The organism is Mycolicibacterium stellerae, assembly GCF_003719305.1.
Taxonomy (GTDB): domain Bacteria; phylum Actinomycetota; class Actinomycetes; order Mycobacteriales; family Mycobacteriaceae; genus Mycobacterium; species Mycobacterium stellerae.
This window is the reverse complement of record NZ_RARC01000014.1, coordinates 70692-97586: the sequence shown is the minus strand read 5'-3', so window position 1 is coordinate 97586 and position 26895 is coordinate 70692. Positions and strand designations below refer to the sequence as shown.

Genomic DNA, 26895 nt, shown 5'->3' with positions numbered 1-26895 from the left:
GAGACAGCATGAGCGTACGTTATATGCCGACGGTAGAGGGACTTTCGCTGTTTGGCGACTACTCGCCGGTCGCGGTCGCCGGCGGTGTGGTTGCCATCGCCGGTCAGTTCGGTACGGACGGCACGTCTCCCGAGGAACAGGTTCGAGGCGCGTTCGCCAACGTCGGTAAGGCGCTCGCCGCCGCGGGTCTTGGCTTTGAAGACGTCATCAAGTTCACCACCTTCGTGGTGGGTCGAGAAACCATCCCGCCGTTCATGTCCGAACGCAAGAAGGTGTTCGCCGAGATCTATCCAGCCGGTGTGTACCCACCCAACACCCTGCTGGTGGTCGCCGGCTTGGTACACGAGGAGTTCGTCGTCGAGATCGAAGCCCTGGCGCAACCCAGGGACGCGTGATGACCGCCGACAAGCGCGCAATCCCCTTCAACTACGGACGCGACCACGTCATCTCCTACCCCGTGACCGCTTCCGGCATCCGAACAAGAGTGGTCGAATCGCTCGACGGGACAACGCCATTGGTTTTTCTTCACGGCGTCGGTTCGCGTGCGGACCGGTTCATTCCGGCGATACCGGGGCTCGTGGCGGCCGGCTACCACGTGTACGCGATCGACTTCCCTGGTCACGGCTTCGCCGACAAGGTCGCCGGTATCGACTACCGGCCGAGGGGTTTCGCCGAGTTCATCGGCGCGGTGCTGGATGAGCTGCAGCTAGAGGAGGTGATTGTCGCGGGGACATCGCTCGGCGGTCATGTAGCGGCCCGGCTCGCATGCGATCGCCCCGATCTCGTCGCGGGGCTCGTGTTGATCGGAACCACGGGGATCGCGGAGCTCCCTGAAGTGAACATGGTCGCGCCAGAAGGCGTCGCCGACGGCAGCGTCTCAGCGGTGCGAAAGAAGTTCGGGTTCTTGGTATCCGATCCGGCAATGGTCACCGACGCCTGGGTGCGTGAGGAGTCGATGATCAACTCGTCGGCGGGCGCGCGCGACGCGTTACTGACCGCTGCGGGTTACCTCAACTCCGAAGCCAATACCGATCTTCAGGGCGATCGGCTGATGCGAGAACGTCCCGAGTTACCCGTGCTGATCGTGTGGGGCGAGGACGACCGGTGGACGCCGCTGCCAATGGGACGTGCCGCACACGAGCTGCTGAAGGGTTCTGTCCTGCAGGTCATGCCCGGCTGTGGGCACGCTCCGTACTTCGAAGATCCCGACACCTTCGTCGGTGTCGTGTCCGACTTCTACGTCGACGCTCTGCGTCGTACAGGAGGTGTTCGATGACCGACAACTGGCTACTGATCGATAACGGCACCGTCGTCGACGGCGATGCCAACCCGCCGATGCCGGGCTGCGCCGTTCTGGTGCACAACGCCCGCATCGTCAAACTCGGTGCCGTCGACCGCGAAGCCGACATTCCCCGTGGCGCGCAGTTGACGGTGATCGACGCCGGCGGCAAGACAGTGATGCCAGGGCTGATCGACGTGCACTGCCACATGACCTACGGGTTGGCGCGCACCGAGGAAGAAATCAGCATCTACACACCACCGGAACTGCGCACGCTGATCGCCGCCGCGAACGTGGAGAAGGTGCTGGCCGCGGGTGTGACCAGCATTTCGCAGCCTGGCGGAAGCTATTTCATCGGTGTAGGCCTGCGAGAAGGCATCAAACAGGGCCTCGTGCACGGGCCCAGGATGACCAGTGCAGGAAGGTATCTCACCACTAGCAACGGCCTCACCGACTGGTTCCCGGACGCGACCGGCAACCCCGAGTCGAGCATCGGCAAGCTGACCAACACCGCGGCTGAGATGGTCGACGAGATTCGCCGCCAGGTCAAGGCCGGTGTCGACCTCATCAAGCTCGCCGACAGCCCGTACGGCGACTATCAGGCTTTCACCAACGACGAGATGAAGGTGTGCGCCGACCTCGCGCACCAGTTGGGCAAGAGGATCACCATCCACGCGCGGGGATCCGCCGAGGTGGCCGCCGCCGTGGCCGCCGGATTCGACCACATCATGCACGGCAACCACATGAACGACGAGACCATCGCCAAGCTTGCGGCCTCACAGATACCGCTGGCGCCAACGCAGCTGTTCATGCATCACATTGTCGAATTCGCCGATATCTCGGGACATCGGCAGTCGATCGTGGACGCCACCGCCCGGATGAACGAGGCGACCATGGACAGCCTGCACCGCGCATACGCCGCAGGGGTGAAGTTCGCGATGGGCACCGACACCGGGTTCGCCACCGTGCCCTACGGCCAGTTTCACGCGCGGGAACTCGAGATACTCATGCTCTACACCGGGATGTCGGCGCTGGAAGCCATTCAAGCCGGCACGAAACACGGTGCGGCGGTGGTGAATCTGCCCGATGACGTCGGAGTCCTCGCCGAGGGCAAGCTCGCCGACATCATTGTCGTCGATGGCGACCCGCTGGCCGACATCAGGGTGCTGTACACACCGGGAAAGGTCACCCACGTCATCCTCAACGGTTCCGTGCAGACCTTCCCCGAGGACATCCGGACGCGGTTCATCCGTAACAACTATCTACCCCACGAGTACGGCTGGGAACTGCTCACCTACGAACGCGTCTTCGAGGGCGGCGAACTGCCGAAGACGCAGCTGGACTGGCCGCGTGAGATGCGCACCGACATGGTCAACGATCTGCGCAAGTACGAGAAGGTCGGCGCCAGCGTCAACGGAGCGGCCGAGTAATGACCAAGTCGGCCGCCCCTGACACCGACACCGGTGCGCCGGTCACCGGGGCAGACCCGCGTGTGCATTTCGGAGTCCGGGGCGCCACCCACGACTACTCGGGGGTGGTGGTGCTGCGGAATGTGGACTTCGACATCAGCGGCGGCAACATCCACGCGCTGGTCGGCGAAAACGGTTCGGGCAAGTCGACTTTGATCAAAGTGCTGAGCGGTGTCGCGAAACCCACGAGCGGCACGATCGTCCTCGACGGGCAGGCCGTGTCATGGGCGACGCCTCAGTCTGCCCAGGCCGCGGGAATCGCGGTCGTCCACCAGAACTACAACCTCTTCCCCGACATGTCCGTCGAGCACAATCTGCTCGCCGGAGCCGTCCGACCGCCGCGCAGTGCCCGCACGCTTGGCGCGGTGGACCACAGCCGCTGGCGCGAGCACGTGCGGCGGCTACTCGACCGTCTCGGTGTGGACCTGGATCCGCGTTCGCTCGTCGGCTCGCTCGGCGCGGCACAGCGCAAGTTCGTCGAGATTGCCAGGGCCATGCTGCTCGAACCCCGGTTCCTCATCCTCGACGAACCGACCGCCGCGCTTGAACCGGCTGCTGCACAACAGGTCCTGAACCTCATGCGGACACTTCGCGGCCAGGGTTTGGGTTTGGCGTTCGTGTCGCACCGCCTCGATGAAGTCGTGCAGACGGCCGACCAGGTGACGGTGCTTCGCGACGGGGCACGTGTCGAGCACAGACCCCTTGCCGCTACGAGCGCGCGACAGCTGGCCACCATGATGATCGGCGACCGGGCCGTGGCGCAGTCGAGACGTCCGACCGCCAAACGCGATGACGTGCTGATGCGGCTGCGGGGGCTGCGAGTCGTCGACGGCGTCGACGGCATCGATCTCGATGTGCACGCAGGCGAGATCGTCGCCGTCACGGGGCTACTGGGATCGGGGGCAGCCACCGTGGTCGCGATGGTCGGCGGCGACGTGCCGCTGAGCGGACACTGCGAGATCGCGGGCAGCCCAGCGTCGATCCGCTCCGTCCGGGACGCACAGAAACTGGGCATCGGCCTGATCCCAGAGGACCGCAAGGCTCGTGGTCTCGTCATCGCGCAGTCTTGTGCGTTCAATATCTCTCTGGCGTCCTTCGGCCGGGTGGCGCGGGCGGGCTTTTTGTTGTCGCGGCGGCGGCTCATCCGTCGCGCGCAGGATTACCGCGATCAACTCGACATCAAGTGGGCCGGACCCCATGCATCCGCCGCCACGCTCTCCGGTGGCAACCAGCAGAAGGTCATGCTCGCCAAGCTGCTGGCGTCCAACGTCCGCGTCATGGCCGTCGAGGAGCCGACGCAGGGCGTGGACATCGGTGGCCGGGCTCAAATCCATGACCTGCTACGCGAATTCGTCGCCAACGGCAACGCAGTCATCGTCTACTCGACCGACCTCGCCGAAGCGCTTGCCCTTGCCGATCGCGTCGGCGTGTTCCGTCATGGCGCACTCGCCCACATGCTTCCGACGGCGGAGCTGACCGAACATCAGCTGGCTGCTCTGGTGGTCGGCGACCGAATGGGCGACGACGGATCCACGCCGGGGTCACGAGTGCACCCCGTGTCCGTCAGCCATGGAGGTGAATCGTGAGCACCACGACCGACCGTCCACGTCGAACGGCGGGGGAGATGCTCGACACCGCGTTCGTGCCTGGAGTGCTCCTAGTGCTCGTCGCCTACCTCGGGGTCACCGACGACGCGTTCCTGACCCGCATGAACCTGACCAATGTCCTTACACAGGCGTCGATCCTGGCGATAGTGTCGTTCGCCGCGACGTTCGTCATCATGGCCGGACAGCTCGACCTGTCGATGGGAACCGCCTCGGCCCTGATCAGTGTGCTTGGCGCGATGGCGATGGTGCACACCGGATCGGCGCTGCAGGGAATCGCTGTTTGTCTTGCCGCAGGAGTGGTGCTCGGGCTGCTCAACGGGGTGATCGTCACGTTTCTGGAAGTCCCATCGTTCATCGCCACCCTCGGCACGATGATCATCTGCGGGGCGATCGGTCTCGCACTCACCAACGGGGGTGTCATCACCGGCCTCCCCGATGGCTTCCGGTCCTTGTCGACGTTACGTGTCGCAGGCCTGCCGCTGCTGGTGTGGATGACGGCGGTGGTGTTCCTGATCCTGTGGTGGCTGCAGCGCCAGACTGTGTTCGGGTATCAGGTTCTTGCGGTGGGCGGAAACGCCGAAGCGGCTCGCTTGTCGGGCATTTCGATTCCGCGAATCACCATGTTGGTGTTCCTCATCACGGGCGTGGCCTCTGCGCTTGCGGGGATGGCGTTGCTGATCAGGGTCCAGTCCGGGCAGCCCAACGCCAATGCCACCCTCGCGCTGGAGGCGATCGCCGCGGTCGTGGTCGGCGGCACCAGCCTCAACGGCGGACGCGGATCTATTGTGCGCACGCTTTGGGGCGTGCTCCTGATCGCGGTGTTGCGCAACGGGCTCGATATCAGCGGCATCAGCGAGGACTACAAGAACGTCGTCGTCGGCGTCGTGCTGATTGCGGCGGCGTCCGTCGACTTCCTTCGCCGTCGATTCGTGCGGTCCAGAAGGGAGTCGGCGACCGTCGAACCCGGCGGGATCGAAACCGATGCGACAGATGATCAACAGCTGGTAAGTGGATCCGCCGCCAACCGAGGAGAAGCACGATGACACCTGCAAGAATCGCCAGGGCCGCAACGGCATTGGCCTCCGCCGTTCTATTGACGGTAGCCTGCTCCCACGACTCCGGTTCGAGCGACTCGGGCGGAGCGGCGGGTGTCGACTCCGAGTTGAAGCTCGCGATGAACGTGTACTCGCGGACACTGCCCTATTTCCAGGACATGATTCGCGGGGTGCAGGACGTCGCACACGAAGACGGCCACACCAAGGTCGACGTGACCTACGGTGACACCAATCCGCAGCTGCAGTACAACCAGCTGGAGAACGCCCTCAGCACGTCGCCCAACGGGCTGCTCATCGTGCCGGTGAATCCGTCCGCACTGATTCCGGTCATCCAGAAGGCCGCCAGCAACGGCGTGTCCGTCGTCACGATGGCCAATGATATCGACGAGGCGGGCCACTCATCGCAGCTGGCTCACGTCGGACAGGAGTATGTCGAATTGGGTAGGCAGAAGGCCCAATACATCGTCGACGCGCTCGGCGGGCGCGGCACTGTCGGCTATGTCCACGGCATCCGCGGGCTCACGTTCAGCGAGCGTCAGGCGGAAGGCGCGAAGGAGGTCTTCACAGCCAACCCCGGCATCACACTCATTGACGGGCCGTACGCCGGGCAGTTCAGCTCCGATGCCGGCCTCACCGCGACCGAAAACGTACTGACCGCCCATCCCGACGTCAACGCCCTTTACTTCGACAACGACGACATCGCCCTCGGCGGGATCCTGGCCGTCCAGCAGCGCGGAAGGCCGATGGACAGCATCGTCATCATCGGAACCGACGGCGGCGCCCCTGCGCTCGAGGCCGTCGGCGCCAAGACCATGGATATGACGATCAGTCTGTGCGGCTATGCCACCGGTCGCCAGGGTGCCCAGGTGTTGATCAACTATCTACGAGAGAACAAGAAGCCGGCCGAGCGATTCGTCGAGGTCGACTCGCTGACCATCACCAGTGCCAATCTCACCGACGCCCAAGCGAAAATCAAGGACGGCAAGTGCTGAGCCGTCGCTGAGCGCGCCAGCACTCGAGGAGGAGCTGCCGATGACGTCAACTGAGCAGCGGACCAATGACTTTCGCCGACTGCGTCGTAGAAACATTTTCGACCCGCAGGTCTATGACGAAGAACTGCGACACGTCTTCGGGGAGTCCTGGTTGTTCGTCGGGCACGAATCCGAGATCCCCGACGTCGGCGACTTCGTTGTCAGGCCGATGGGTGACGACGAGGTGATCGTGTGCCGATCCAAGGGCGGCGACGTTCGGGTGATGTTGAACTCCTGCGCCCACCGCGGCACTCAGTTGTGCCGAACTGACAGCGGTTCGGCAACGAACTTCCGCTGCATGTACCACGGCTGGGTGTACGACACTGACGGGAATCTCCGCGGAATCCGCAACAGGAGGCTGTTCCCGCCCGAGGTCGACGTCTCCCGACACGGCCTTTCCACCGCGCGGGTCGCCTCGTATCTGGGCCTGGTGTTCGCGACCTGGAGTGCAGACGTGCCCGAATTCTCCGAGTGGCTCGGCGATATGGCGTTCTACCTGGACGCGATGCTGGGTCGATGCTCCGCCGGTTGGGAGGCGGTCGGCGAACCGCTGCGATGGCGGACACGGTGCAATTGGAAGCTGTCGGTGGAGAATTTCGCGCTGGACAGCCTGCATTTGGATACCCTGCACGCCAACCCGATCAAGTTGGGCGTCTTCGGAACCGGCGACGCGAACCCGACTTCCTACACCGTCGTCACCGCTGGCGGCCACGGCGTTACCGCGACCAAGGTGCCGAGCACGGGTGAGCCGGTCTATCCGGGCTATCCGCCTGCGCTGGTGGAGGATTTCGGGAGGCACGGCAGTCCCGCCCAGCAATGGTTCGCGAGCAACAACGTCGTCTGCAAGGGAAACCTGTTCCCGAACTTCAGTTTCATCGAGCTCGTCCACGACACCACAGGCGATCCCGATGCGCCGCCCGTCGCGGCTTTTATGCTGAGGATGGCGCAACCGGTGGGGCCCACCGAGACCAACATCTGGATGTGGATCCTGGTGCCCCGGGACGCGGAGCCGCGGTGGAAGCGGTTGTCGCAGGAGTCGTTGGTCCGAACCCTCGGTGTCAGTGGCACTTTCGAGCCCGATGATCTCGCGAACGCCGTCTCGGTCTCCACAGTGAACGTCGGCACCCGCGCGGGTGAGAACGACTTCTTGTTCCTCGGCGGTGCGCATGTGCAACCGCAGGCCGAGGTCGAGGGATTCCGGCTGCCCGGCCGGGTACATGTCGCGCCGCTGAACACCGAAGTGCTGCAACGAGCCTTCCTTCGGGAATGGGCGCATCGCGTCCCGGCCATGGCGGGTGAACGATGACCGTCATCGGCGCGGACCTCGCGCTTGCCGAGTTGCTGCGGCTGGCCCGGGTCGAGGCGGCGTACAGAAGAGAGGCCGCGCAGCTCGACGCCAGCCAGCTGGCGGACTGGTTCGAATGGCTGCACGACGACTTCCGCTACGAGGTGCCGATTCCCGTCACGTCGGGCCGCGCCGGGCGGCCGCGATACTCCGAACAGGGGTTGCTGGCCGTGGAGTCCAAGCCGACGATCGCGTTGTGGATCGATCGGCTCTCCGACGAGCTTGTGGGGTCGGCCTACGCGGAGAATCCGCCGGTGCGGACACGACGGTTCATCTCCAATGTGCGCGTCGAAGAAGCGGAGGACATGGGCGCACTTCGGGTGTCCAGCAATATCTTGCTGAGCTGGAATCAGCGTGGCGAGCCGCCGATGTTCGTCACCGCCGAACGGTGCGACATGCTCGTCGGGGACGGCGACAAGCTCATGCTGCATACCCGCCGGGTGCTGTTGGATAGCGACGTCGTGCACATCAGCCACCTACGGGTGATTTTCTAAGGGCCGTCGCCAACGGGCCTCATGGGTTTCGCCGTCTTTGCAGCGCACGGCGGTGACCTTCGCGGAATGAACGACGAACCCCCCGTGTTACACCGGTTAAACGCGGTTTAGGGGTTAGTGATGTCGAGTCAGCAGATCCATACCAACGCCGTCGGTTTTCACAGTGGCGAGCTTGCCGTGCAGCGGCGGGCCGGAGTCGAGGCGCAAGCCGCGCGGCTGCGGCCGATGATGGCCCCGGGCGAGCTTCGCGGGGGTGCCCCTGCATTTGTGGCGCACGCGTCGTTCGCCGCAATCGGCGCGCGGGATCGCGACGGCCGCTTGTGGACGTCCCCGCTGATCGGACCGCCTGGATTCATGGCGGTGACGACGCCGACGCGACTGTCACTGCGCAACTTGTTGCCCGTCGGTGACCCGCTGCACGATCTTCCCGAAGGCCAGCCGGTTGGAATAGTCTTGATAGACTTCGCCTCCAAGCGACGCGTCCGCATCAACGGAACGTTGGCCGCAACCGATGGCGGTGGGCTTGCGGTGGATGTCGTCCAGGCGTACGGCAACTGTCCGCAGTACATTCACCCTCGGCGGATCAGTGCCGAAAGCGACGCTACCGCAACCGCTTCCGATATCGAGCAGAGCTCTTCCCTCGGTGCCGACGACATCGCGCTGATCCATTCGGCGGATACCTTCTTCTTGGGCACCACTCATCCCGAGCGCGGAAACGACGCGTCGCATCGCGGAGGCCCGACAGGATTCGTGCACGCCGACCACAACACCGTCGAGTGGCCGGACTATCCCGGCAACAACATGTTCAACAGTTTCGGCAATCTCGAGATCGATCCGACCGCCGCGCTGCTGTTCGTCGACTTCGAGAGCGGGCGCACACTGCAGATGTCGGGCAGGGCGGTCGTCGATTGGGAGAAGTCGGCCGGGCACGGCGACACAGGCCGCTGGGTGCGCTTCACCGCCGAATCTGTCGTCAGTAGCCGTCGGCCGTAGATCGTGTCCTGCAGGAGCCGCGATGAGTTCTGCTGCCTCCGGCGGTCGTACTGTCGAACCCCTTGGGCGAGGAGGACCTCCGGTGCGCAGCGTGACCTATTCGTTGAGCGTCTCACTTGACGGCTACATCGTCGGGCCGGACGGCGACTTCGACTGGGGGGCGCCCGACGAGGAGGTCTTTCGCTTCGCCACCGACGAAGTGCGGGGGGTCGACGTTCACCTGTTGGGACGACGACTCTACGAGACGATGCTGTACTGGGAGACCGCCGAGTCGGATCCATCGCTCGACGACCTGGAGCGTGAGTTCGCCGTGATCTGGAAGGCGCTCCCCAAGGTGGTGTTCTCCACCACGCTGTCGGCGGTGCAGGGCACGAACACCCGCCTGGCTTCGGGCGGGCTGGCAGACGAGATCGAGCGGTTGCGAGCCGAGCCGGGGGAGGGTGACATCGCAATCGGTGGCGCGACCCTCGCCGCTGAGGCAGCCGCGTTGGACCTGATCGACGAGTACCGCGCCAGGGTCTGCCCGGTGCTCCTTGGCGGTGGTATTCCGTACTTTCCCCAGCACGAGCGCAGGGTGGATCTCGAACTCGTCGACACCCGCATCTTCAGCTCGAAAATCGTCTACCACCGCTACCGGGTGGCGCGCTAAACGTCGCACCGGTCTCACAATGTGCGGTGGCGGACGCCCGTGTGAGACGATGTTCGCATCCACGCCGGCGTGACTGATCCGCCGCGTCCCCACGTAACCCAAGTTGTGGAGTTCCGATGTCTGCCAAACCTTTCAGTGCCGTTGTGTCGTGGCCACGCGCCCTGGCGTATGCGATCGCCGCGGTCGTCATGGGTGTCGTCGTCGGTGAGCTCGCGGCCATGCTGATCTTCGCGGGTTCCAGCGACCGCCGCCTCGACGAGCAGGCCGCGCGCAACGCGGATGCCACACCCGCCGTCGTCGCCGCGTCCTCGGATCTGGAGCGGACGCGACAGGCGCGCACCGCTCTGGATTCCGCGGTCTTGGACGCGAGTCGTCAGCGCGACGAGGCGCTCGTCGTCGCCCGCTGCGAGGTGAACCCGTCGCCTGCCTGCCCGCAGACCCACATCACCGGCGTGCCCGGCGCCGGACCCGAGCACCGCACGGCCGACGAGTTTCTCGCGGACACACAGGGGCAGCTCGACAAGGCGGTCGTCGAGCGGCATCGCCTTGCTCCGTCACTCGACGCCGCTGTTGCCGATGCCTCACAGCAGCTCGCGCAGGCGCGCGACGCCGCGGTCGCGAGCGCAGACCGTGGGTTCGGGGCGCGGTGGTTGGCGATGAACGCGCACACCCTCGCCAGCCCGGCCGCGACCGTGCTGCGCGCGCTGCTGTCCGGCTTGTTCGTGCTGCTGTTCCTGTTCCCGTTGCTCCTGCGGCTGTCGCGGGCGAAGACGACCGAGGACCGCCGCACAGCAGCACGGACGGTGCGCGAACGGGCGGACCTGGAGGCCGACACCGCGATTGCGGTGAAGAAGGCCGAGGTGCGCGCGGCCATCGAGACGATGCGGGCCGAGCAGGAGCTGGCCAGTGCACGCCTGGAGATCGAGGCGCAGAACGAGATCGATCGGGAGGAGCAGCGCCGTCGCGTCGCCGCAGCGATCGAGGCGCCGACGCAGGTGTCGTCGCAACGGGTCACCGAGGTCGTTGCCGAGTTGGAGGCCGATCCGTCGGCTGGAGAATCGTCGGCTGAATCGGACCACCTGCCCGCGTTGACCGAACCCGCGGCGGCCGAGAAGCGCTCGCTGATCCCGGCGCTGCCGGACGTCGCAGGGGCAGCCGTGCGATGGGTACGTCCGTTTGTGCCGCCGATCGTCGCGAGCGCCATCGATACGACGACGAGGCCGCTGCGCGGTGCGCGTCAGGTCTTCGAGGAGACGGAGGAGATCCACTTCAGCCTTCGGCGCAGCCACCGGGTGAGTGTGACCGCAGAGGAGACGGCTGAGCCCGCCGAGCAGTGGATCGATGCGACGCCCACGGCGCAGGTTCCCGCCAGCGGAGGGCGCCGTCGGCTTCCGCCCGCGGAGTCGTAGTCCCGTCAGCCGACGTTCAGCGCCATGTCCCAGAAGGCGACCTCGAGCGCCAGCACGTCGCCGACGAGCTCCTCGTGCTCGTCCGGCGTGGCCAGCTCGCCGAGCGCGGCAACATAGGCCGCGAACTCCGGCGTGGACCAGTGCTCCACGAACTCGCCGAACGGGGTGGAGTCTGACGCGGCTGAGGTCCACGCGAGCAGGTACACCTGTTCGATCACCCATAGCGCGGTTACCGCGGCCACGTACGGTGCGGCATCCAGTCGCTGCAGGAGTTCGCGGTACGCGAGCGTCGCTCCCAGCGGCTGGGATTCCAGCTGCAGCCGGCGGCGAGTCGCCTGGTCTTCGAACCAGTCGAGCTCGGTAACCAGCGCGCCGCAGCCGCCGGCGAGCACCGCTTGCGCCCGCCGCGGCGCGCGAGCCAGCAGGCGTGCCTGGAAGGTCAGCAGGTCTGCGACGAACAACGCGTCCTGCACCAACCATCGGTCGAATGCGGAAGCGGTGATTGTGCCGTCGCGCACCGCGTCGAGAAACGGGTGCCGGGTCGCGGCGTTCCACAGCGAGTCATGCACGCGTCAAGGCTAGTTACATCGGTCGGGCGGGCGTGGCCGCGGCCGTCGAGGACTTTCGTAGGTGCCCGCCTCACACCGACATTGTCGCCCGTGGTTAGGCGTCCTACCCTTGTGCGACAAAGTCGCCCGAAGGCGGGCAAAAACGCTCCGTGTCTCAAGCGTCGTCCGGCGGCGTCGGCAGAGCAATCGTCGGCTCGGATGCCCGTTCGCGACGCAGGATGCGAAGCCCGGCGGTAGGCGCGGCGATTTCCTCTGTCGGCGGAGCCGGGAGCACCGCCGTCGAATCCTCCCTCAGCCGAACAATTCTCGGCACTGCGGCGGGTTGCGGAGGCCGCGCGAGTGTCGGTGGGGCGGAGATCGGCGGCGCGGAAATCGATGGCTCAGGCGTGGGAACGGGGGCCGCGACCCGGGCGTCGTGGCGGCGGACCAGGTAGCCCGCCAGCGGCCCGGTGAACAACATCGCGATCAACACGGCGAGGCTCAGTAAGCAGACGGTCACGTCGAACGTGCTGGTGATCTGCTGGGCCAGGTTGTTGCCGTAGACGGCGGTGGGCGAGGGCTCGGCGTAACGCGGTGCGAGCGCGACCCCGATGGCCAGGTTCGCGACCGTGAAGACGAACAGCAGCCCGCTGAACGCCGAGATGACGGGCAGAGCGACCTCGCCCCTGACGAGTTGGCGGTGCAGCCACCGCGCGATCAATCCGGTGATCAGGTTGAACACCGTCATTGCGACGGTGTCGTACAGGGCGCTGGGGAGATCCAGTGTCCAGGCGATCAGATAGTCGACGACGCGCAGCGCGGCCGCGGCGAACGCCCAGAACGCGATGAGCGTCAGGCATTTCTCGGCGGCTGAGCGGTAGGCCCCCAATGTCGGCGGCTTGACCAGGAAGATCGCGTAGAGCGTCGTCGGCGCGACGATCGCCGCCGCGGCCGCCCAGAACAGGTAACCCTCGTAGCCGACGGCGGCCGTCGAGGTGTTCTGCGCGATGCCGTGGAAGGCGTCGACGTCGCGGCCGATGGGAAGGACCCAGATCAGCGTGGCCGCCAGCGCTCCCGAGGCGCCGATTGCAGCGGTGGCCAGCCGCGCGGCGGCGGTCCTCTCGGTGAGCCAGCGCGACGCGATGACCAACGCGATCATCGCCTCCGCGCCGTAGAGCAGCGTGGTGACGATGACGGCGACGTCCGAGCCGCTGAAGGCGTCGTTGGTGAGGAACAGATAGCGCAGCCGCCAGTACACGTTGAAGGCGACGGCCAGCGTCGCGAGCGCGATCGATAGCGCACCCAGCATCCGCGCGGCGGCATACCAGCTCCGAAAGCCGTTGTCCTGGATAGTGATACTGGTGATCGGCGGCTGCGAAGCCAGCAGCGCGCCCGCCAGGCCCACCAGCAGGCCGGGCCCGACCCCCGGCGGCGCGAGGCCGGTTCCGCCGCCGCGCCACGTCTCGAGCAGCTGGTACCCGACGAACGCGATTGCCACGGCCATGTAGGCGACGCCCAGCAGCAGCCGAATCCGGCTTGTGCGTCGGACATTCTGTTCGGCGGCGGCGAGCCGGAACGGGCCGACGTGCGGCGCCAGCGCGGCGAGCATGGCAAGCAGCGTGACGGCGGCGATGACGGCGAACAGCGAGCCGTCGGTGCCGGGAACGCCAAGGCCGAAGTCGAGGTTCCACGGCAGAAGTAGCGCGAGAATCAGCAGCGCGACCGCGACCCCGTCGCGCACAAGGTTGGCGCGCGCGGGCACGTAGCCGACCCGGGGCGACCGGCCGATGACGGCCGCAGCCGCGGTCGCGACCACGGCGGTGTCGTCCGCGTGGTAACGCTGGTCGCTCAAGTGACGATTCCTTTCATGGGTGGCTGTTCGAGGGGTGCCGCCACCCCAGCGTGGTCATTTTTGCTTCCGTGCACAAGCAACAGGGCGTCGAACCGGCCGCCGAGAGACGCCAAATCTGTGCGGTAGCTTTGGAACCTCGCGAGAGGCCGCGAGTGGCCGCGAGAGGCAAGGAGAGGACCTGTGGACGTAGCCCTCGGGGTGGCGGTCACAGGTCGGGTGGCGCGCCTGGCCATGATCGGTTCGCCCGCCTCGGGCGGTCAGGTTCTCGACCAGTACGCGCTCGACCTTGCCGACGACGCGACGTCCGACCTTGCCGAGACCATTGTCGGCACCTATCGCGCGGTGGCCGAGTCGGGCAATCGGGTAGCGGCGACACGGCTCTGCCTGCCCGACGCGTCCCAGGCCGAGACCTTGCGCCAGACCGTGTCGAACGCAGGCGTGCAGAACGTCGAAGTGGTGGCGGAGACCGAGGCGGTCGCGGCCCTGGCCCGCAGTGTCGGCGCCGATGCCGCGTTACTGCTGGCCGATGACGACACCGTCGCGCTGACGGTGGTCGGCGAGGACGAGGAGTCGACGTCGGTGCTGGCGTCGGTGCCCATCGGCTCGGCCGGTGTGGCCGCGGCGTGCGCCGTCGTGCTGCAGCAGCTGCCTGTGGAGGCCACCACCCGGGTCATGTTGGTCGGGCAACGCGTGGACCTCGATTCGGTTGCGGCCGAGCTCAGTTCGACGACACCGGTGGAGGTGCCGCCGGATCCGGGCTTCGCGATCGCCCGAGGTGCCGCGCAGACGGCCGCCGATCCAGGGTTCGCCGCGGCGGGCGCGGCGACGCAGATGGCGCCGGCCGCCGACGCGACGCAGATGGCCCCGGCCGCCGCCGAGGCGACGCAGATGGCGCCGGCCGCCGATGCGACGCAGATGGCTCCGGCCTCCGATGGGGTAGTTGGGCCGCTGCTGGCGTACTCGCAGGAAGAGCCGGACTACGAGATGTCCGCCGAATCGCTCGAGGAGTTCGTTCCGGAGCAGGAGGACGAAGCGGCATACACCGCGGTGATCGCGCCGCCACCGCCGAGGACACTGCTGATGGGCAGCGCGATGGCGTTCGTGGTGATGAGTTTCACGACGCTGGCCGTCGCGGTCGCGGTCAACATCCGGCCGGTCGCCGACGCAGAAGCGCAGCCGGTACCGGCCATCCAGTCGGAGACGGTGCCGGGGCGTTACCTGCCTGTGGTGCCGCACGAGCCCGATCCGGTGGCGTTGCCGATCGCGGTCGTGTCGCCGCAGCCTGCGGCTCCGGCCGTGCCGCGGGTCAGGACCAACCAGGTACCGGCGCCTGCCAACGTGCCTGCGCCACCGGCGGTGCAGCCCGGGCAGGTGCCTGCGGTCCCGATCCCTGAAGTGCCGCCGGTCCCGATTCCCCCGACGGTTTTCCCGCCGTGGAACCCGTTCCCCATGCCGACGTTCCCGTGGCCGACGATCACCCCGACGTCGCCGACGACCACGACGACGAGCCCCACGACAACAACGACGAGCCCGACCACCACGACGACCACCACGACTACGACAACCACAACTACGACGTCGTCCTCGACGACCACGACGACGACCACCTCGGCACCGCCGCCGGTCATCCTGGCCCCGCAGCCTAAGCCCCAGCCGCCGCCAGAGCCCGAATACAAGCCGCCCGCACTCGCGCCCGAGCCGGCTCCGGTAGCACCGGCTCCCGCCCCGGTGGCACCCGTGGCGCCAGCCCCGGCTCCTGCGCCCGCACCTGCTCCGGTGGCGCCAGCACCAGCGCTGGCGCCCGCTCCCGTAGCGCCTGCCCCCGCGCCCGCTCCTGCGATAGCTCCTGCTCCCGTGCTACCGGAGGCGCCGTCGAGTGGGAGCGGATCATCCAGCGGCGGTGGCGGTGCCGTGGAAGCACCCGCGACAACGCCGGTGTTGTCGCCGTAATCGATGTTCGGCAAGCAGTGCGCGCGGACGGCCATCGCGGCCGGGGTGCTCACGATCGCGGCGGCGTGCTCGCCCGGCGACTCGGCGCAGACCGCGGAGACCCACAGCTCGCAGGCGGCGCCTGCTCCCGTCGCACCCGCACCCGCGACGACGTTGCCGCCCGTTGCGCCTTCCCCGTATGACTTCGGCACCGTCTCCAAGCTGATCGACGATGCCATCGCGGCCAATGAGCTGCCCGGCGCCGTGGTGCTGATCGGGCACGGCGGCAAGGTTGTCTTCCGCCGGGCGTACGGCGAACGCAAGCTCGCGGGGGAGCCGGGCCTGAACGGATTGCCCGCACCCGCGGAGCCGATGACCGAGGACACGATCTTCGACTTGGCGTCGCTGACGAAGCCGTTCGCGACGGCGCCTGCCGTCATGCAGCTGTACGAACAGGGGAAGGTTCAGTTCGACGACCCGGTGCAGAAGTATCTGCCGGACTTCAACACGGTCGGCGATCCTGTGCGTGCAGCGGTGACCGTGCGCATGTTGCTCACCCACACGTCGGGCCTGCCGGGCGACGTCGAGCTCAAGGATCCGTGGGGGTTGGCACAGGTCGACAGGGAAGAAGGCTTTCGGCGTGCGGTGACGACGCCATTGGAGTCGACGCCCGGCGCGGCGTTCCGCTACTCCGACATCAACTTCATTCTGCTTGGCGAGATCGTCGAGAAGCTCACCGGCGAACCGGAAGACGAGTATGTGCAGCGGAAAGTCTTTGGGCCGCTTGGCATGACGGAGACGCGCTATCTCCCCGCGGCCAAGGCGTGCGGTCCGCACACGATGAGGGGAGCGGCGATCGCTTTGGCGCCTGCAGCGGACGTGCCTGCCGATTGCGCAGCGGGCACATGGAACACGAGCCTGTTGTCGCGCATCGCGCCGACGTCGCGGGACGAAGAGGGCCGAGCGGAGCCGGACAAGAATCCCGATATCGATCACCTGCTCCGTGGCACGGTGAACGACACGACGGCGCGGCGGATGGGCGGGGTGGCCGGGCATGCCGGTGTGTTTTCGACGGCACACGATGTCGGCATCTATGCCCAAGCCCTGCTTGACCGGCTGGCGGGCCGGCCGAGCCCGTTCCCCCTGCAGCAGCAGACCGTGCAGTTGATGACGAGCCCGCAGCAGCCGGGACACAGCGACGGACAGATCGAAGCGGCCAACCTGGCCGAGCGGGATGCCATCGCGACGAAACCGAACACCGCAGACCCGCTGCTGGCTCCGCACTATCCGGCGATCAAGGGACAGAACCTGCGCGGCTTCGGCTGGGATATTGACACGGGCCAGTCGGAGCCGCGAGGCAGACTCTTTCCCATCGGTAGCTTTGGCCACACGGGTTTCACGGGCACCAGCGTGTGGATCGACCCGGGTTCGGACTCATATGTGGTGCTTCTGACGAATTCCATCCATACGCGAGGCAGTCCACCGGCCTCGAAGCTGCGGGGAGACGTCGCGACGGCCGCAGCGCAGGCCCTCGGGGTGTCTTAACGCCGCGTCACGAGCTCCGGTGGTTTTGCGGTTTGGGCTGATGGGACGTTGTTTTTCGCTACGCTCCCGTTGTCAGACCACACTGCGGATCGGGGAAAGGCCACTATGAGCGAACGTCAGATCGCGCGTGAGAAGGCTGCCGCCATCACCAAACAAGAAGAAGAGGACGCCAGCCAGTTGCGGGAGTTCGACGACTTCGCCAAGTTCTCCGACGCCGACCTCAAGCGTGTCGTTCAGGCATCGCATCGCACCTCGACGTCGGGGCCGTGGCCCCTCATCCGGGAGCAGACGGTGTCGGACGCGTGCTACATCCTGCTCAGCGGAGAGGCGGCGGTGTACGTCGGCCACGACAAGATCGCCACCGTGAAGGCGGGTGAGGTGATCGGCGAATCCGCGCTCAAACGCGGCAAATTGCGCGGTGCGACCGTCACGACCACCGGCCGCGCCGAGGTGCTGCACATCGACCGCGATGACCTACACCGGTTGCTCGATGATGTACCCGCTCTGCGCGATGTCATCGATGCAACCATCGCTCGACGCGTCCCTGGTGGCGGCGAGGGCTGATTGAGCCGGCGTCGGAAACGGCGGGGGCTGATTTTGGCCGGGCCGGGCCGGGCCGGAGCGCCAGGGGGTCGTCCACCTGGACGCCGGATAGCGGCTGGGATTGCCCGGCTCACGGCGACTTTTTGTCGCCGAAACCAACAGTGGGCTAACCAATATCGACATTGTCGCCCGAAGGCGGTCCGCTCAGAATCACTCATTCCCGCGCGTCGGAGCCCGCGAGCGTCCGCAGCCTCGCGTCGGAAGCCCAGCGGTCTGTGCGACAAATTTCTGCAAAGGACTGTCGCGTGATAGCCCGTGAAGTCGAGCGAACTTCAATATTTGCAAATGCTTTTCGCCTGCGACGTCCCGCCGCTGCATCGTCCCGACGCTGCCACGGCAAGCCGCTGGGTGTATTGTGGGGGTGTTGGTAACCCAGCCAGTCCGGAACGCATTCGCCGTCTTCCGCTTATTGCCGAGCAACCGCTCAAACCGGACATGCAGGTAACAACCGTCACCCGGGATTACCTTGACCGCTCCAACCTTCTCTCCGTCCATTTCTTCTCCCTATACGTCGATCCTCGATCCTGTTGAGGCGCAACGCTTTTTGCGACCACTGAGTGTCGGCGTCCTGAGCACCTATGCGCCGACGCATTGCGGCCTGGCGACATTCACCGCTGCCCTGTGTGACGCCATCTGCGCGGATGGCACCGAGGTCAGTGTGGTACGCGTGGCCGACGGTGGGCGTTCAACGCGCGACCGGGTGGTCGGTGAGCTGGTCAAAGGCTCGGCGAGATCGATCGCAGCGACCTGCGAGCTGCTGAACCAACATGACGTCGCCGTCATCCAGCACGAGTACGGAATCTATGGCGGTGTCGACGGAGACGACGTGGTGGATGTCATCGAGGGGCTGCGGGTGCCGTCGATCGTCGTCGCCCACACGGTCCTCAAACACCCGACGCCACACCAGCGTTCGGTGCTGGAGTCGATCGCGGCGATGGCGGATCGGGTAGTCGTCATGTCCGAGGCCGCCAGGCGTCGGTTGTGTGACGGATTCGACGTCGACAGCCGAAAAGTCATCACGATCCCGCATGGCGCGGCCCTCCCGAGTGGCCCTGCACAGAAGCGCCCGAGTAGACCCACCCTGTTGACGTGGGGTTTGCTGGGACCCGGGAAGGGTGTCGAGCGGGTGATCGACTCGATGACTTCGTTGAAAGACCTGCCAGGCCGGCCAAACTATCTGGTCGCCGGTCAGACGCACCCGAAGGTCCTTGCCGACGATGGTGAGGCGTATCGCGATGCCCGAAAGGACCAGGCGCGCCGCCGCGGAGTCGCCGATTCGGTGAACTTCGACTCCCGCTACTGGAGCGTGTCCAAGTTGCCTGCCCTCATTCAGTCCGCCTCGGTCGTCGTCCTGCCCTATGACTCCACCGACCAGGTCACCTCTGGTGTTCTGGTCGACGCGATCGCGTGTGGCAGGCCCGTGGTGGCCACCGCGTTTCCGCACGCCGTCGAGCTCCTCAGTACCGGGGCGGGCATCGTCGTCGACCACGACGATCCCGATGCCATGGCGCTTGCCCTGCGGCAGGTGTTGACGCAGCCGCGTCTGGCAGGCTCCATGGCCGGGGAGGCCCGCCGGTTGGCGCCGGAGATGGCCTGGTCGGTGGTGGCGGGTGCCTATCTGAATCTGGCGGACCGACTGCTCACCGAGCGAAGGGCATTGGTATGACAGCCGCCCCCATGACGGCCTCGACGCCGACTGCCAACTTCGACCATCTGCTGCAGCTGACGGACCGTCGCGGCACCTTCGAGCATGCGTGCTTCACCGAGCCCCGGCCCGAGGACGGGTACTGCACCGACGACATGGCCCGCGTTCTCGTCGTGGCTGCCAGAGAACCCGGCGCCGAAGGCCCGGTGAAGGGTCTCGCCGGGCTCGCGGTGCGATTCTTGAACGAGGCCCAGGCATATAGCGGTGCATGTCGTAATCGGATGGACCGCATCGGCCGCTGGACCGACGAGCCGACCACCGACGACCATTGGGGCAGATGCCTCTGGGGGCTCGGTACGGCAGCCGCCCACAGCGAAGTGGGCATCATTCAGAAGTTGTCGGTGATCCAGTTCGAGCGCGCCGCGCAGACGCGGTCGAAGGCGCCGCGCGCGATGGCCTACGCCGCACTGGGAGCCGCCGAACTTCTCGTCGTCAACCCCGAGCACGAGGCGGCCCGAAAGCTCATCACCGACTACAAGGTTTCGCTCGCCGAGCCTAGCGGCGACAGCTCGTGGCCGTGGCCCGAGCCGCGACTGGCCTACGCGAACGCGGTGCTTCCCGAGGCGATGATCGCCACGGGAGTTGCGTTGGACGACATGGCATTGCAGCAACGTGGCCTGGAACTGTTGGGCTGGCTGCTCGACTACGAATCGGCTGACGGTCATTTGTCCCCCACCCCGGTGGCGGGCAGAGGGCCCGACGATGTCAGGCCCGGTTTCGATCAGCAGCCGATCGAGGTGGCGGCCATGGCCGATGCGTGTGCGCGTGCAGCAGCCGTCGACCCGGCTGCAACCTGGCCCGACGGTGTCGCCGCCGCTGCGGCATGGTTCCAGGGCGTCAACGATGCGGGACAGGTCATGTGGGACCCGGAGACGGGTGGCGGGTTCGACGGACTTCACATCGACGGGGTGAACCAGAACCAGGGTGCGGAGTCGACCCTGGCTGTGATCTCGACGATGCAGCATGTGCACCGCTTCGCCGTTGTGCCACAGTGACTTCGGTGCGGGCCGGACTCGTCACACGAAGTCCGCAACGGCTCGCCGCCGACTCTTCGAGGGTCATCACCCGGCTTTTCGTTCCCGGGCATGAAGGCTTCGAACACCAGGACACCCGGGCGGGAGCCGTGCTGGAACGCATTCTTGCCCTTGATGAGCAAGACGTGCAGTGGGCGTTGGACGATGTCGTCATGCGCTTCAACGGACGGCATCGAGATCTGGCGGGCACCTTCCACCGGCATGCGGGTGAGCTCGCTGATCGCCTGGATACTGACATCAAGCGGTCGCAGTCACGAATGTTGTTGCTGGGCGCCACATTCACCAGTGAATACGCCATCGAGGCGGCGGCATTGTGCAATCCGAGCATCGTCGCCGATCCGGATCAAGTGGGCGTGGCCGCGGGCAGCCTGCGATTCGTGATGAGCGTGCGGGGTATCGGCGAAGGGCACCTATCATCGATCGGGTTTCGGTCGGGCGTGGTGGACGCCGAGGGCGGCGTTATCGTCGACGCTCCGAGTCGATACGCGACCGTCGGATCGGTCGGGTCGACATTGCTCGACGCCGCCGTGTTCCGCAGCGAGCTCGCGCGGCTTCGCGACGAGGGCGAGGCTGCCGACTACGTTCTGGATGCACTCGGCGACAGATTCACCAAAGCCGACCTCGACGAACAACTCGACGCGCTGCAGAGGCATCGGAGTACCCGCGGACGCGCGCGGGAGACGATTTCGCTGATTCGGGCCATCGGCGCAAGGTTCTACGCCGTCGAATTCGCTGACGACATACCGCTTTCCGAGCGGGTCCTGTACCCGGCGACAGACGCCGAGGCGGCAGGCATGGAGGACGCCCGCTTCGTCCGCTTTGTCGACGACGATGGGTCGGTCAGGTACTACGCCACCTATACGGCCTACAGCGGAACCCACATCAGACAGCAGCTGCTGGAGACGACGGATTTCCGGTCGTTCACGTCGGCGCCGATGGCCGGGACGGCCGCGGCCAACAAGGGCCTTGCGCTGTTTCCGCGTCGTATCGGCGGACGCTTTGCTGCCATGTCGAGGGCGGACCGCGAATCGAATTCGGTTGCCTATGCCGACGATCCGTTCGTCTGGCCGGACTCCGCGCCGTGTCAGCAGCCCACGCAGGCCTGGGAGGCGGTGCAGCTCGGCAATTGCGGGCCGCCCATCGAAACCGATGCCGGATGGCTGGTGCTCACCCACGGCGTCGGCCCGATGCGCACCTACCGGATCGGGGCCATCCTGTTGGATCTCGAGGAGCCGACCCGCATCATCGGTCAACTGCGGCGGCCGCTGCTGAGCCCTGCCCCCGATGAGCAGAACGGCTACGTCCCCAACGTCGTCTACTCCTGCGGTGGGTTGGTGCACGGCGAGACGTTGGTGATTCCCTACGGGATCGGTGACGCCGCCATCGGCCTCGCGACCGTGCCGCTTCGTGAGTTGCTCGCCGAGCTCGTCGGCTGATTGCACCAGCTCAGCCCAGCGCAGCGGTGATCTCCGGGATGGGCCGCAGGTGTTCTTCGAGCAGCGCTGCCACACCGTCGACGTCGTTGTTCGCCAGTGCGGCGATGATGGCGCGGTGCTGACGATCGATCTCGGGCACACGTTGCGGTCGAATCTGTAAGGCGCGCACCGCGACCCGCTGTTGCCGAGATCGCAGGGCGTCATAGAGTTCAGTGAGGATCGAGTTGCCGTTAGCGTCGACGATCGACCGGTGAAAGGCGCGGTCCAGCCGGGCCACTGTGAACCAGTCCTGTGCCCGTCCCGCCTCTTCCATCTGACTGGCCAATTCGTCGAGTTGGCTCGGCGCACCGGCGTTCGCAAGGCACAGCGTTCTTGCGGCGTGGCCCTCGATCAGCCGGCGTGAGGCATACACCTCTTCGAGTTCGCGTGCCGTGACGCTACGAACCTGGGCTCCGCGACGAGGCAGCAGGTCGATGAACCTCTCGGAGTTCAGGCGGTGGAAAGCCTCTCGCACCGGCGTCCGCGAGGTGCCGACGAGTTCGGAGATCCAGGCCTCGTCGAGGAAACGGCCCGCAGGCAGCGCGCCCTTGATGATCTCGTCGCGCACCCACTCGTAAACCCGGTCGCGAGCCGACTGTGGGGCATCAGAGCCGTCGACGGCGACCGTCATCTCCGCTCCCTTCGTTGCACTCAGGGTACTGGACACTTCAGGCATATCTTATGTATACAAGAAATGTACGAATTGTGCCTGTCAGCCCACGCTGGTTTTGGCCATCGACGTCGCCAGCGGTGTACCTGCCCTTTCAAGCAGAGGAGAAAACCGTGGAAGCCAATCGTCGTTACGCCATATGGCTGTCCGGACCCAACGTCGCCGCCGCAGAGATCGCCCGCCAGGTCGGCTACGGCGCCGCTGTTCTCGACATCGAGCACGGCACCTTTGACCTCGCCGACCTTGAGCGCTTCATCCCATTCGCCAAGGCCATCGGCCTTGAGGTCATCGCCAAGGTGCTGGGTCCCGAACGTGGCCCCATCCAGCAGGCCCTCGACTTCGGCGCCGACGTCGTCGCCATCCCGCACGTGGAGAACGCCCGGCACGCCGCGGTCGTCACCGGCTTCGCCAAGTTCCCGCCGCGCGGTGACCGTAGCTTCGCGGGTGGTCGGACGGCCGCCTACGGCGGTTTCACCGACGAATGGGTGGCCGCGCAGGACAGCCGGACGCGCTGCTACCCGATGATCGAGGACGCCGGCGCCATCGACGAGATCGAAGAGATCCTGGCGCTGGACACCGTCGACGGCGTCTTCGTCGGGCCATCGGATCTGTCCCTGCGACGGGACCGCGGGGCATACTCGCGCACGGAAGGCGACTTCGCCGACCTGGCCCGCATCGCCACGGCCGCTCGCAACGCCGGCAAGCCGTGGCTGTTGCCGGCGTGGAGTGCCGAGGAGAAGCGGTTCGCCGTCGAACACGGAGCCGACCAGATGGCGGTCGTGATGGAACACGGCGCCCTCCTGGCCGGCCTCACCGCGGCCCACGCCGAGATCAGCGATCTCGACAGTCGCGGCGCGCTGACCGGGAGCAGCGCATGAACAACGTTGAGACGCAACACACGACTGACACCTCGGCTCAGTTGACCGCGCCGAGGGGCCGCACTCGCTGGTTCATCGGCGGCCTGCTCGGCGCCGGGATGTTCGTCAACTACATCGACCGGGTGAATTTGTCGGTGGCGACCCCGGCCATCATGGACGACTTCGGCCTCAGCGCCGCGCAGATGGGCGTCCTCGCGTCGGCCTTCTTGTGGACCTACGCGATGTTGCAGATGCCGATCGGCACCATCATCGACAAGATCGGTGTGCCCTGGGTGAACCGCGTCGGCGTCTTCCTCTGGGCCGTCGCATCGTTTCTGTCGGCAGCCGCAGGCGGACTGGGTTTGATGATCGTCGCCCGACTGCTCCTCGGCGTCGGCGAGGCGCCGACCGTGCCCGCCGGTTGGAAGGCCATCGGCCAGTGGTTCCCCAAGCAGGAACGCGGCACGGCCACGGCCATTTTCGACGGCTGCGCCAAGATCTCCAACGTCATCGGCATTCCCATCATGGCGTTCCTGGTGTCCACGTTCAGCTGGCACGCCGCGTTCCTTTTCACCGGCGCGCTGAGCTTGCTTTACCTCGTGGCGTGGTGGCTGCTTTACCGCACGCCGTCGGCCGCGGTTGCCGACGGCCGGATGTCGGAAGAGGAGCATGCGTACGTCAAGGCCGGCGATGCGGAGAATGAGGACAACCTTTCCGAGGGCTCGCTGCGCGGCGTCGGTCACCTGCTCCGCCGTCGAAAGACCTGGGGCCTGGCCCTCGGGTATGCGTCCTACACGTACGCCTACTACGTGCTGCTGACCTGGCTGCCCGGCTACCTCCAGAAGGAGTTCGGCGTCAACCTCCTGCAGGGTGGGCTCTACTCGATGATCCCGTGGCTGGTCGCCGTGATCGCACAGTTCCTCATCGCAGGTCTGCTGATGGATCGGTGGGTGGCTCGCACGGGCCAGGTCACCAAGGTGCGTCGCATCGTTCTGGTGGTCAGCATGCTCGCGGCGCTAGCGGTCACCGGTGCGGCCTACGTCGACACCATCGGGGCCGCGATCGTGTTCATCTCGATCGGCGCTGCCGGACTTGCCGTTTCGGTGCCCGCGGGCTCCAGCATCGTCTCGCTGATCGCACCCGAGGGCCTCACAGGAACGCTCGGCGGCATCGTCAACTTCGTCGCCAACCTGATCGGCATCGCTGCACCTATCGTCACCGGGATGGTCGTCGATCGCACCGGATCGTTCGCAGGCGCGTTCATCGTCACCGGCGTGGTGCTTCTTGCCGGAATAGTCTGCTATACCGTGGTTCTCGGACGGATGGACCGCATGGCCCCGCCGCCCGTCCCCGCCTGACCCTGAGGAGAAATCATGGTCGTCTGCTCTGTCGCCCAGTTCGCGCCCGGCGACGACAAATCGGTCAACCTATCCACGATCGGGCGGCTGGTCGCGCAGGCCGCCGCCCAGGGCAGTGCCCTCGTGGTGTTTCCGGAGTACTCCATGTTCACCGTTCCGGTCATGGACGAACGCTTCCTGGAGTCGGCCGAGCACGTCGACGGCCAGTTCGTCGCGCAGCTCAAGGAGCTCGCGAGGGCGCATGCCATCGCGATCGTGTGCGGTATCAACGAGGCCACCGACGAGGGCAGCCGTATCCACAACACGCTGCTGGCCGTCGACACTCATGGCGAGGTCGTCGCCGCCTATCGCAAGTTGCACCTGTATGACGCCTTCGGATACACCGAGTCGAGCCTGGTCAGTCCCGGCCCGGTCGAGCCGCCGCAGACGTTCACGGTCGAGGGCCTGCGATTCGGTATGCAGACGTGTTACGACCTGCGCTTCCCGGAGGTGACGCGCCGTCTGGTGGATGCCGGAGTGGACGCGGTGCTGATGCCGGCCGAGTGGGTGCCCGGACCGCTGAAGGAAGACCACTGGACGACGCTGCTGCGGGCCCGCGCGATCGAGAACACCGTCTATCTGGCCGCCGCCGACCAGTGTGGGCGTTCGGGTGCAGGCAACAGCATGATCGTGGACCCGATGGGCGTCGTTCTTGCGTCCCTCGGTGAGGAGGACGGGCTCGCCACCGCGACACTCGATCCGTCCCGGATCGCGCGCGTGCGCGAGAAGAACCCGGCGATCCGGTTGCGGCGCTTCAGCGTTGTGGAGACCTCGGCGCAGCAGCGCTCCGACGCGGTGACCGAATTCGCCTAGTGCCCTGGGCTTCTCATCTAACTCGGCGGCTGCGTAACCCACTGACGTCGACCGCGGTACTCAGGGCGCCGAACGGCTGGCCCGGTATTGCCGCGGCGTCTGGCCGAACCAGCGACGACACGAGCGGTTCAGCGCGCTCTGTTCGGAATAGCCGAGCAGCCCGGCGATCTGCTGCAGATGCAGTCCCGGCACCGCGAGGTAACGCGCCGCATGCGCTCGGCGCTCACCGTCGATGATGTCGTGACAGCGCACGCCCTCGACGGCAAGGTGTCGCTGCAGGGTCCGCGGATGCAGCGCGAGCTGGTCGGCGATGGCCTCGGCGCTGCATTGGCCGGTGGGCAGCAGCCGCCTGGTCAGTTCGGTCACGCGTTCGGACAACGCGGCAGTGCTGGGCAGGTAGGTGGATTCCAGGTACTTCGTCGCGATGCGTCGGGTCTCGGGATCGGCGGCGTCGATGGCCTTGTCGGCAATGTGCGCGGCCAGCTCGAATCCGCTCCAGGTCTGATTGAAGCGCACCGGGCAGCCCAGTTCCGCACGGTAGGCGTCCTGCGGTCCGTGCTGGCTGTGCATGAACGAGACCATTCGCGGCCGGGCGTGCGGACCGCCGAGGAGCCGAAGAATGCGCGCGGCGATACCCATGCTGAGCTCGTAGCTCTGCGTCGGGTACGGAACGCCGGGCTCGGTCACGTCATACGTGCACCGCACGTCGGCGTGTGCCGATGCCCGATTGACCGTCATCGACAGCGCGGGGGAGTGCACGTACAGGTAGCGCGCGATCGCCTCGAAGCCGCCCAGCACGGTGTTGGCGTTGCGGGCGATCACCGCGATGGGCCCGAGGATGTCCAGCCCCTGAAATCTGGAGAGGCGCAACCCGAAATCGGGACACCCGAGGTCCTCGGCGCTGGCCTCCAGCAGGCGGGCGAACGCGTCGACGGCGACGAAGCCGTCTGCCTGCTGTTCGGCGTCGGCGGGGATGGAAAAGCGCGCCAGTAACGATTGCGGGTCGCCGCCCAGTTCGCGCACCAGATCGCCGTAACCGCGCAGGGCCGGGGTGCGCAGCAGACTGCCCATGACACATCACCTGTCGGGAAATGATAAAAAGCTGTCGGAAAATGTCAAGACCTGCGGTGTCGCCG

General features: G+C 66.4%; 24 protein-coding genes. 20 read left to right on the top strand and 4 right to left on the bottom strand.

Translation table 11 applies throughout. The annotated features are described in order from the left end of the window. Nucleotides 1–8: 8 nt before the first annotated feature. The 11 genes from D6M19_RS18510 (at nucleotide 9) to D6M19_RS18460 (ending at nucleotide 11331) form a co-directional block, all read left to right on the top strand. On the top strand, nucleotides 9–395 hold the full coding sequence (locus D6M19_RS18510) for a RidA family protein (RefSeq protein ID WP_123026705.1): 387 nt from the start codon (nucleotides 9–11) through the stop codon (nucleotides 393–395). Beyond that, the gene (locus D6M19_RS18505) at nucleotides 395–1276 is read left to right on the top strand and encodes an alpha/beta fold hydrolase (RefSeq protein ID WP_123026704.1); all 882 of its coding nucleotides are present in this window, start codon (nucleotides 395–397) and stop codon (nucleotides 1274–1276) included. Before D6M19_RS18510 ends, D6M19_RS18505 begins: the two co-directional genes overlap by 1 nt. Beyond that, nucleotides 1273–2709 (top strand): metal-dependent hydrolase family protein, encoded by a 1437-nt coding sequence (locus tag D6M19_RS18500; protein ID WP_123026703.1) that lies wholly within the window; start codon nucleotides 1273–1275, stop codon nucleotides 2707–2709. The genes D6M19_RS18505 and D6M19_RS18500 overlap by 4 nt, the downstream gene beginning before the upstream one ends. Then, a complete protein-coding gene (locus D6M19_RS18495) occupies nucleotides 2709–4334 on the top strand; it encodes a sugar ABC transporter ATP-binding protein (protein ID WP_123026702.1) in 1626 nt (541 codons plus the stop codon). The genes D6M19_RS18500 and D6M19_RS18495 overlap by 1 nt, the downstream gene beginning before the upstream one ends. Then, nucleotides 4331–5398: an ABC transporter permease gene (locus D6M19_RS18490; protein ID WP_164478568.1), complete on the top strand. Its 1068-nt coding sequence runs from the start codon at nucleotides 4331–4333 to the stop codon at nucleotides 5396–5398. Before D6M19_RS18495 ends, D6M19_RS18490 begins: the two co-directional genes overlap by 4 nt. Beyond that, a complete protein-coding gene (locus D6M19_RS18485; RefSeq protein ID WP_123026700.1) occupies nucleotides 5395–6402 on the top strand; it encodes a sugar ABC transporter substrate-binding protein in 1008 nt (335 codons plus the stop codon). Before D6M19_RS18490 ends, D6M19_RS18485 begins: the two co-directional genes overlap by 4 nt. 40 nt (nucleotides 6403–6442) lie before the next feature. Continuing rightward, on the top strand, nucleotides 6443–7747 hold the full coding sequence (locus D6M19_RS18480; RefSeq protein ID WP_123026699.1) for an aromatic ring-hydroxylating oxygenase subunit alpha: 1305 nt from the start codon (nucleotides 6443–6445) through the stop codon (nucleotides 7745–7747). Continuing rightward, the gene (locus D6M19_RS18475; RefSeq protein WP_123026698.1) at nucleotides 7744–8280 is read left to right on the top strand and encodes an aromatic-ring-hydroxylating dioxygenase subunit beta; all 537 of its coding nucleotides are present in this window, start codon (nucleotides 7744–7746) and stop codon (nucleotides 8278–8280) included. Before D6M19_RS18480 ends, D6M19_RS18475 begins: the two co-directional genes overlap by 4 nt. A 120-nt stretch (nucleotides 8281–8400) precedes the next feature. Beyond that, on the top strand, nucleotides 8401–9273 hold the full coding sequence (locus tag D6M19_RS18470) for a pyridoxamine 5'-phosphate oxidase family protein (RefSeq protein ID WP_123026697.1): 873 nt from the start codon (nucleotides 8401–8403) through the stop codon (nucleotides 9271–9273). 82 nt (nucleotides 9274–9355) lie between these two features. Beyond that, nucleotides 9356–9922, top strand: a complete 567-nt coding sequence (locus D6M19_RS18465) for a dihydrofolate reductase family protein (RefSeq protein WP_123026696.1) — start codon at nucleotides 9356–9358, stop codon at nucleotides 9920–9922. 116 nt (nucleotides 9923–10038) lie between these two features. Continuing rightward, the gene (locus D6M19_RS18460; RefSeq protein WP_123026695.1) at nucleotides 10039–11331 is read left to right on the top strand and encodes a DUF4407 domain-containing protein; all 1293 of its coding nucleotides are present in this window, start codon (nucleotides 10039–10041) and stop codon (nucleotides 11329–11331) included. Between the two features lie 5 nt (nucleotides 11332–11336). Here D6M19_RS18460 and D6M19_RS18455 read toward each other — a convergent pair whose 3' ends face one another. After that, on the bottom strand, nucleotides 11337–11900 hold the full coding sequence (locus D6M19_RS18455; RefSeq protein WP_123026694.1) for a TenA family protein: 564 nt from the start codon (nucleotides 11898–11900) through the stop codon (nucleotides 11337–11339). A gap of 154 nt (nucleotides 11901–12054) precedes the next feature. After that, on the bottom strand, nucleotides 12055–13731 hold the full coding sequence (locus D6M19_RS18450; RefSeq protein ID WP_123026693.1) for a DUF7937 domain-containing protein: 1677 nt from the start codon (nucleotides 13729–13731) through the stop codon (nucleotides 12055–12057). A 180-nt stretch (nucleotides 13732–13911) separates the two neighbouring features. On the opposite strand from D6M19_RS18450, the gene D6M19_RS18445 reads away from it, so the two are divergent. The 6 genes from D6M19_RS18445 (at nucleotide 13912) to D6M19_RS18420 (ending at nucleotide 21983) form a co-directional block, all read left to right on the top strand. Then, entirely contained in the window at nucleotides 13912–15681 is a 1770-nt protein-coding gene (locus tag D6M19_RS18445; RefSeq protein ID WP_164478567.1) for a DUF7159 family protein, read from the top strand. A gap of 3 nt (nucleotides 15682–15684) precedes the next feature. Then, a complete protein-coding gene (locus D6M19_RS18440) occupies nucleotides 15685–17205 on the top strand; it encodes a serine hydrolase domain-containing protein (RefSeq protein ID WP_123026692.1) in 1521 nt (506 codons plus the stop codon). Between the two features lie 105 nt (nucleotides 17206–17310). Continuing rightward, on the top strand, nucleotides 17311–17769 hold the full coding sequence (locus D6M19_RS18435; protein ID WP_123026691.1) for a cyclic nucleotide-binding domain-containing protein: 459 nt from the start codon (nucleotides 17311–17313) through the stop codon (nucleotides 17767–17769). Nucleotides 17770–18352: 583 nt separating this feature from the next. Next, entirely contained in the window at nucleotides 18353–19474 is a 1122-nt protein-coding gene (locus tag D6M19_RS18430) for a glycosyltransferase (protein ID WP_234834926.1), read from the top strand. Nucleotides 19475–19485: 11 nt separating this feature from the next. Further along, complete coding sequence (locus D6M19_RS18425; RefSeq protein WP_123026690.1) at nucleotides 19486–20508, top strand: glycosyltransferase; 1023 nt, start codon at nucleotides 19486–19488, stop codon at nucleotides 20506–20508. Then, nucleotides 20505–21983: a glycoside hydrolase family 130 protein gene (locus D6M19_RS18420; protein WP_123026689.1), complete on the top strand. Its 1479-nt coding sequence runs from the start codon at nucleotides 20505–20507 to the stop codon at nucleotides 21981–21983. The genes D6M19_RS18425 and D6M19_RS18420 overlap by 4 nt, the downstream gene beginning before the upstream one ends. Nucleotides 21984–21993: 10 nt before the next feature. On the opposite strand, the gene D6M19_RS18415 is transcribed toward D6M19_RS18420, so the two are convergent. Continuing rightward, the gene (locus D6M19_RS18415) at nucleotides 21994–22653 is read right to left on the bottom strand and encodes a GntR family transcriptional regulator (RefSeq protein WP_123026688.1); all 660 of its coding nucleotides are present in this window, start codon (nucleotides 22651–22653) and stop codon (nucleotides 21994–21996) included. 152 nt (nucleotides 22654–22805) lie between these two features. On the opposite strand from D6M19_RS18415, the gene D6M19_RS18410 reads away from it, so the two are divergent. The 3 genes from D6M19_RS18410 to D6M19_RS18400 are packed head-to-tail and all read left to right on the top strand — an operon-like array spanning nucleotide 22806 to nucleotide 25759. Further along, on the top strand, nucleotides 22806–23570 hold the full coding sequence (locus D6M19_RS18410) for an HpcH/HpaI aldolase family protein (RefSeq protein ID WP_234834925.1): 765 nt from the start codon (nucleotides 22806–22808) through the stop codon (nucleotides 23568–23570). After that, nucleotides 23567–24907 (top strand): MFS transporter, encoded by a 1341-nt coding sequence (locus D6M19_RS18405; protein WP_123026686.1) that lies wholly within the window; start codon nucleotides 23567–23569, stop codon nucleotides 24905–24907. Before D6M19_RS18410 ends, D6M19_RS18405 begins: the two co-directional genes overlap by 4 nt. A gap of 15 nt (nucleotides 24908–24922) precedes the next feature. Next, nucleotides 24923–25759 (top strand): carbon-nitrogen hydrolase family protein, encoded by an 837-nt coding sequence (locus tag D6M19_RS18400; protein ID WP_123026685.1) that lies wholly within the window; start codon nucleotides 24923–24925, stop codon nucleotides 25757–25759. Nucleotides 25760–25819: 60 nt separating this feature from the next. Here D6M19_RS18400 and D6M19_RS18395 read toward each other — a convergent pair whose 3' ends face one another. Further along, nucleotides 25820–26830, bottom strand: coding sequence for an AraC family transcriptional regulator (locus D6M19_RS18395; protein ID WP_123026684.1), 1011 nt, complete (start codon nucleotides 26828–26830; stop codon nucleotides 25820–25822). Nucleotides 26831–26895: the final 65 nt, after the last annotated feature.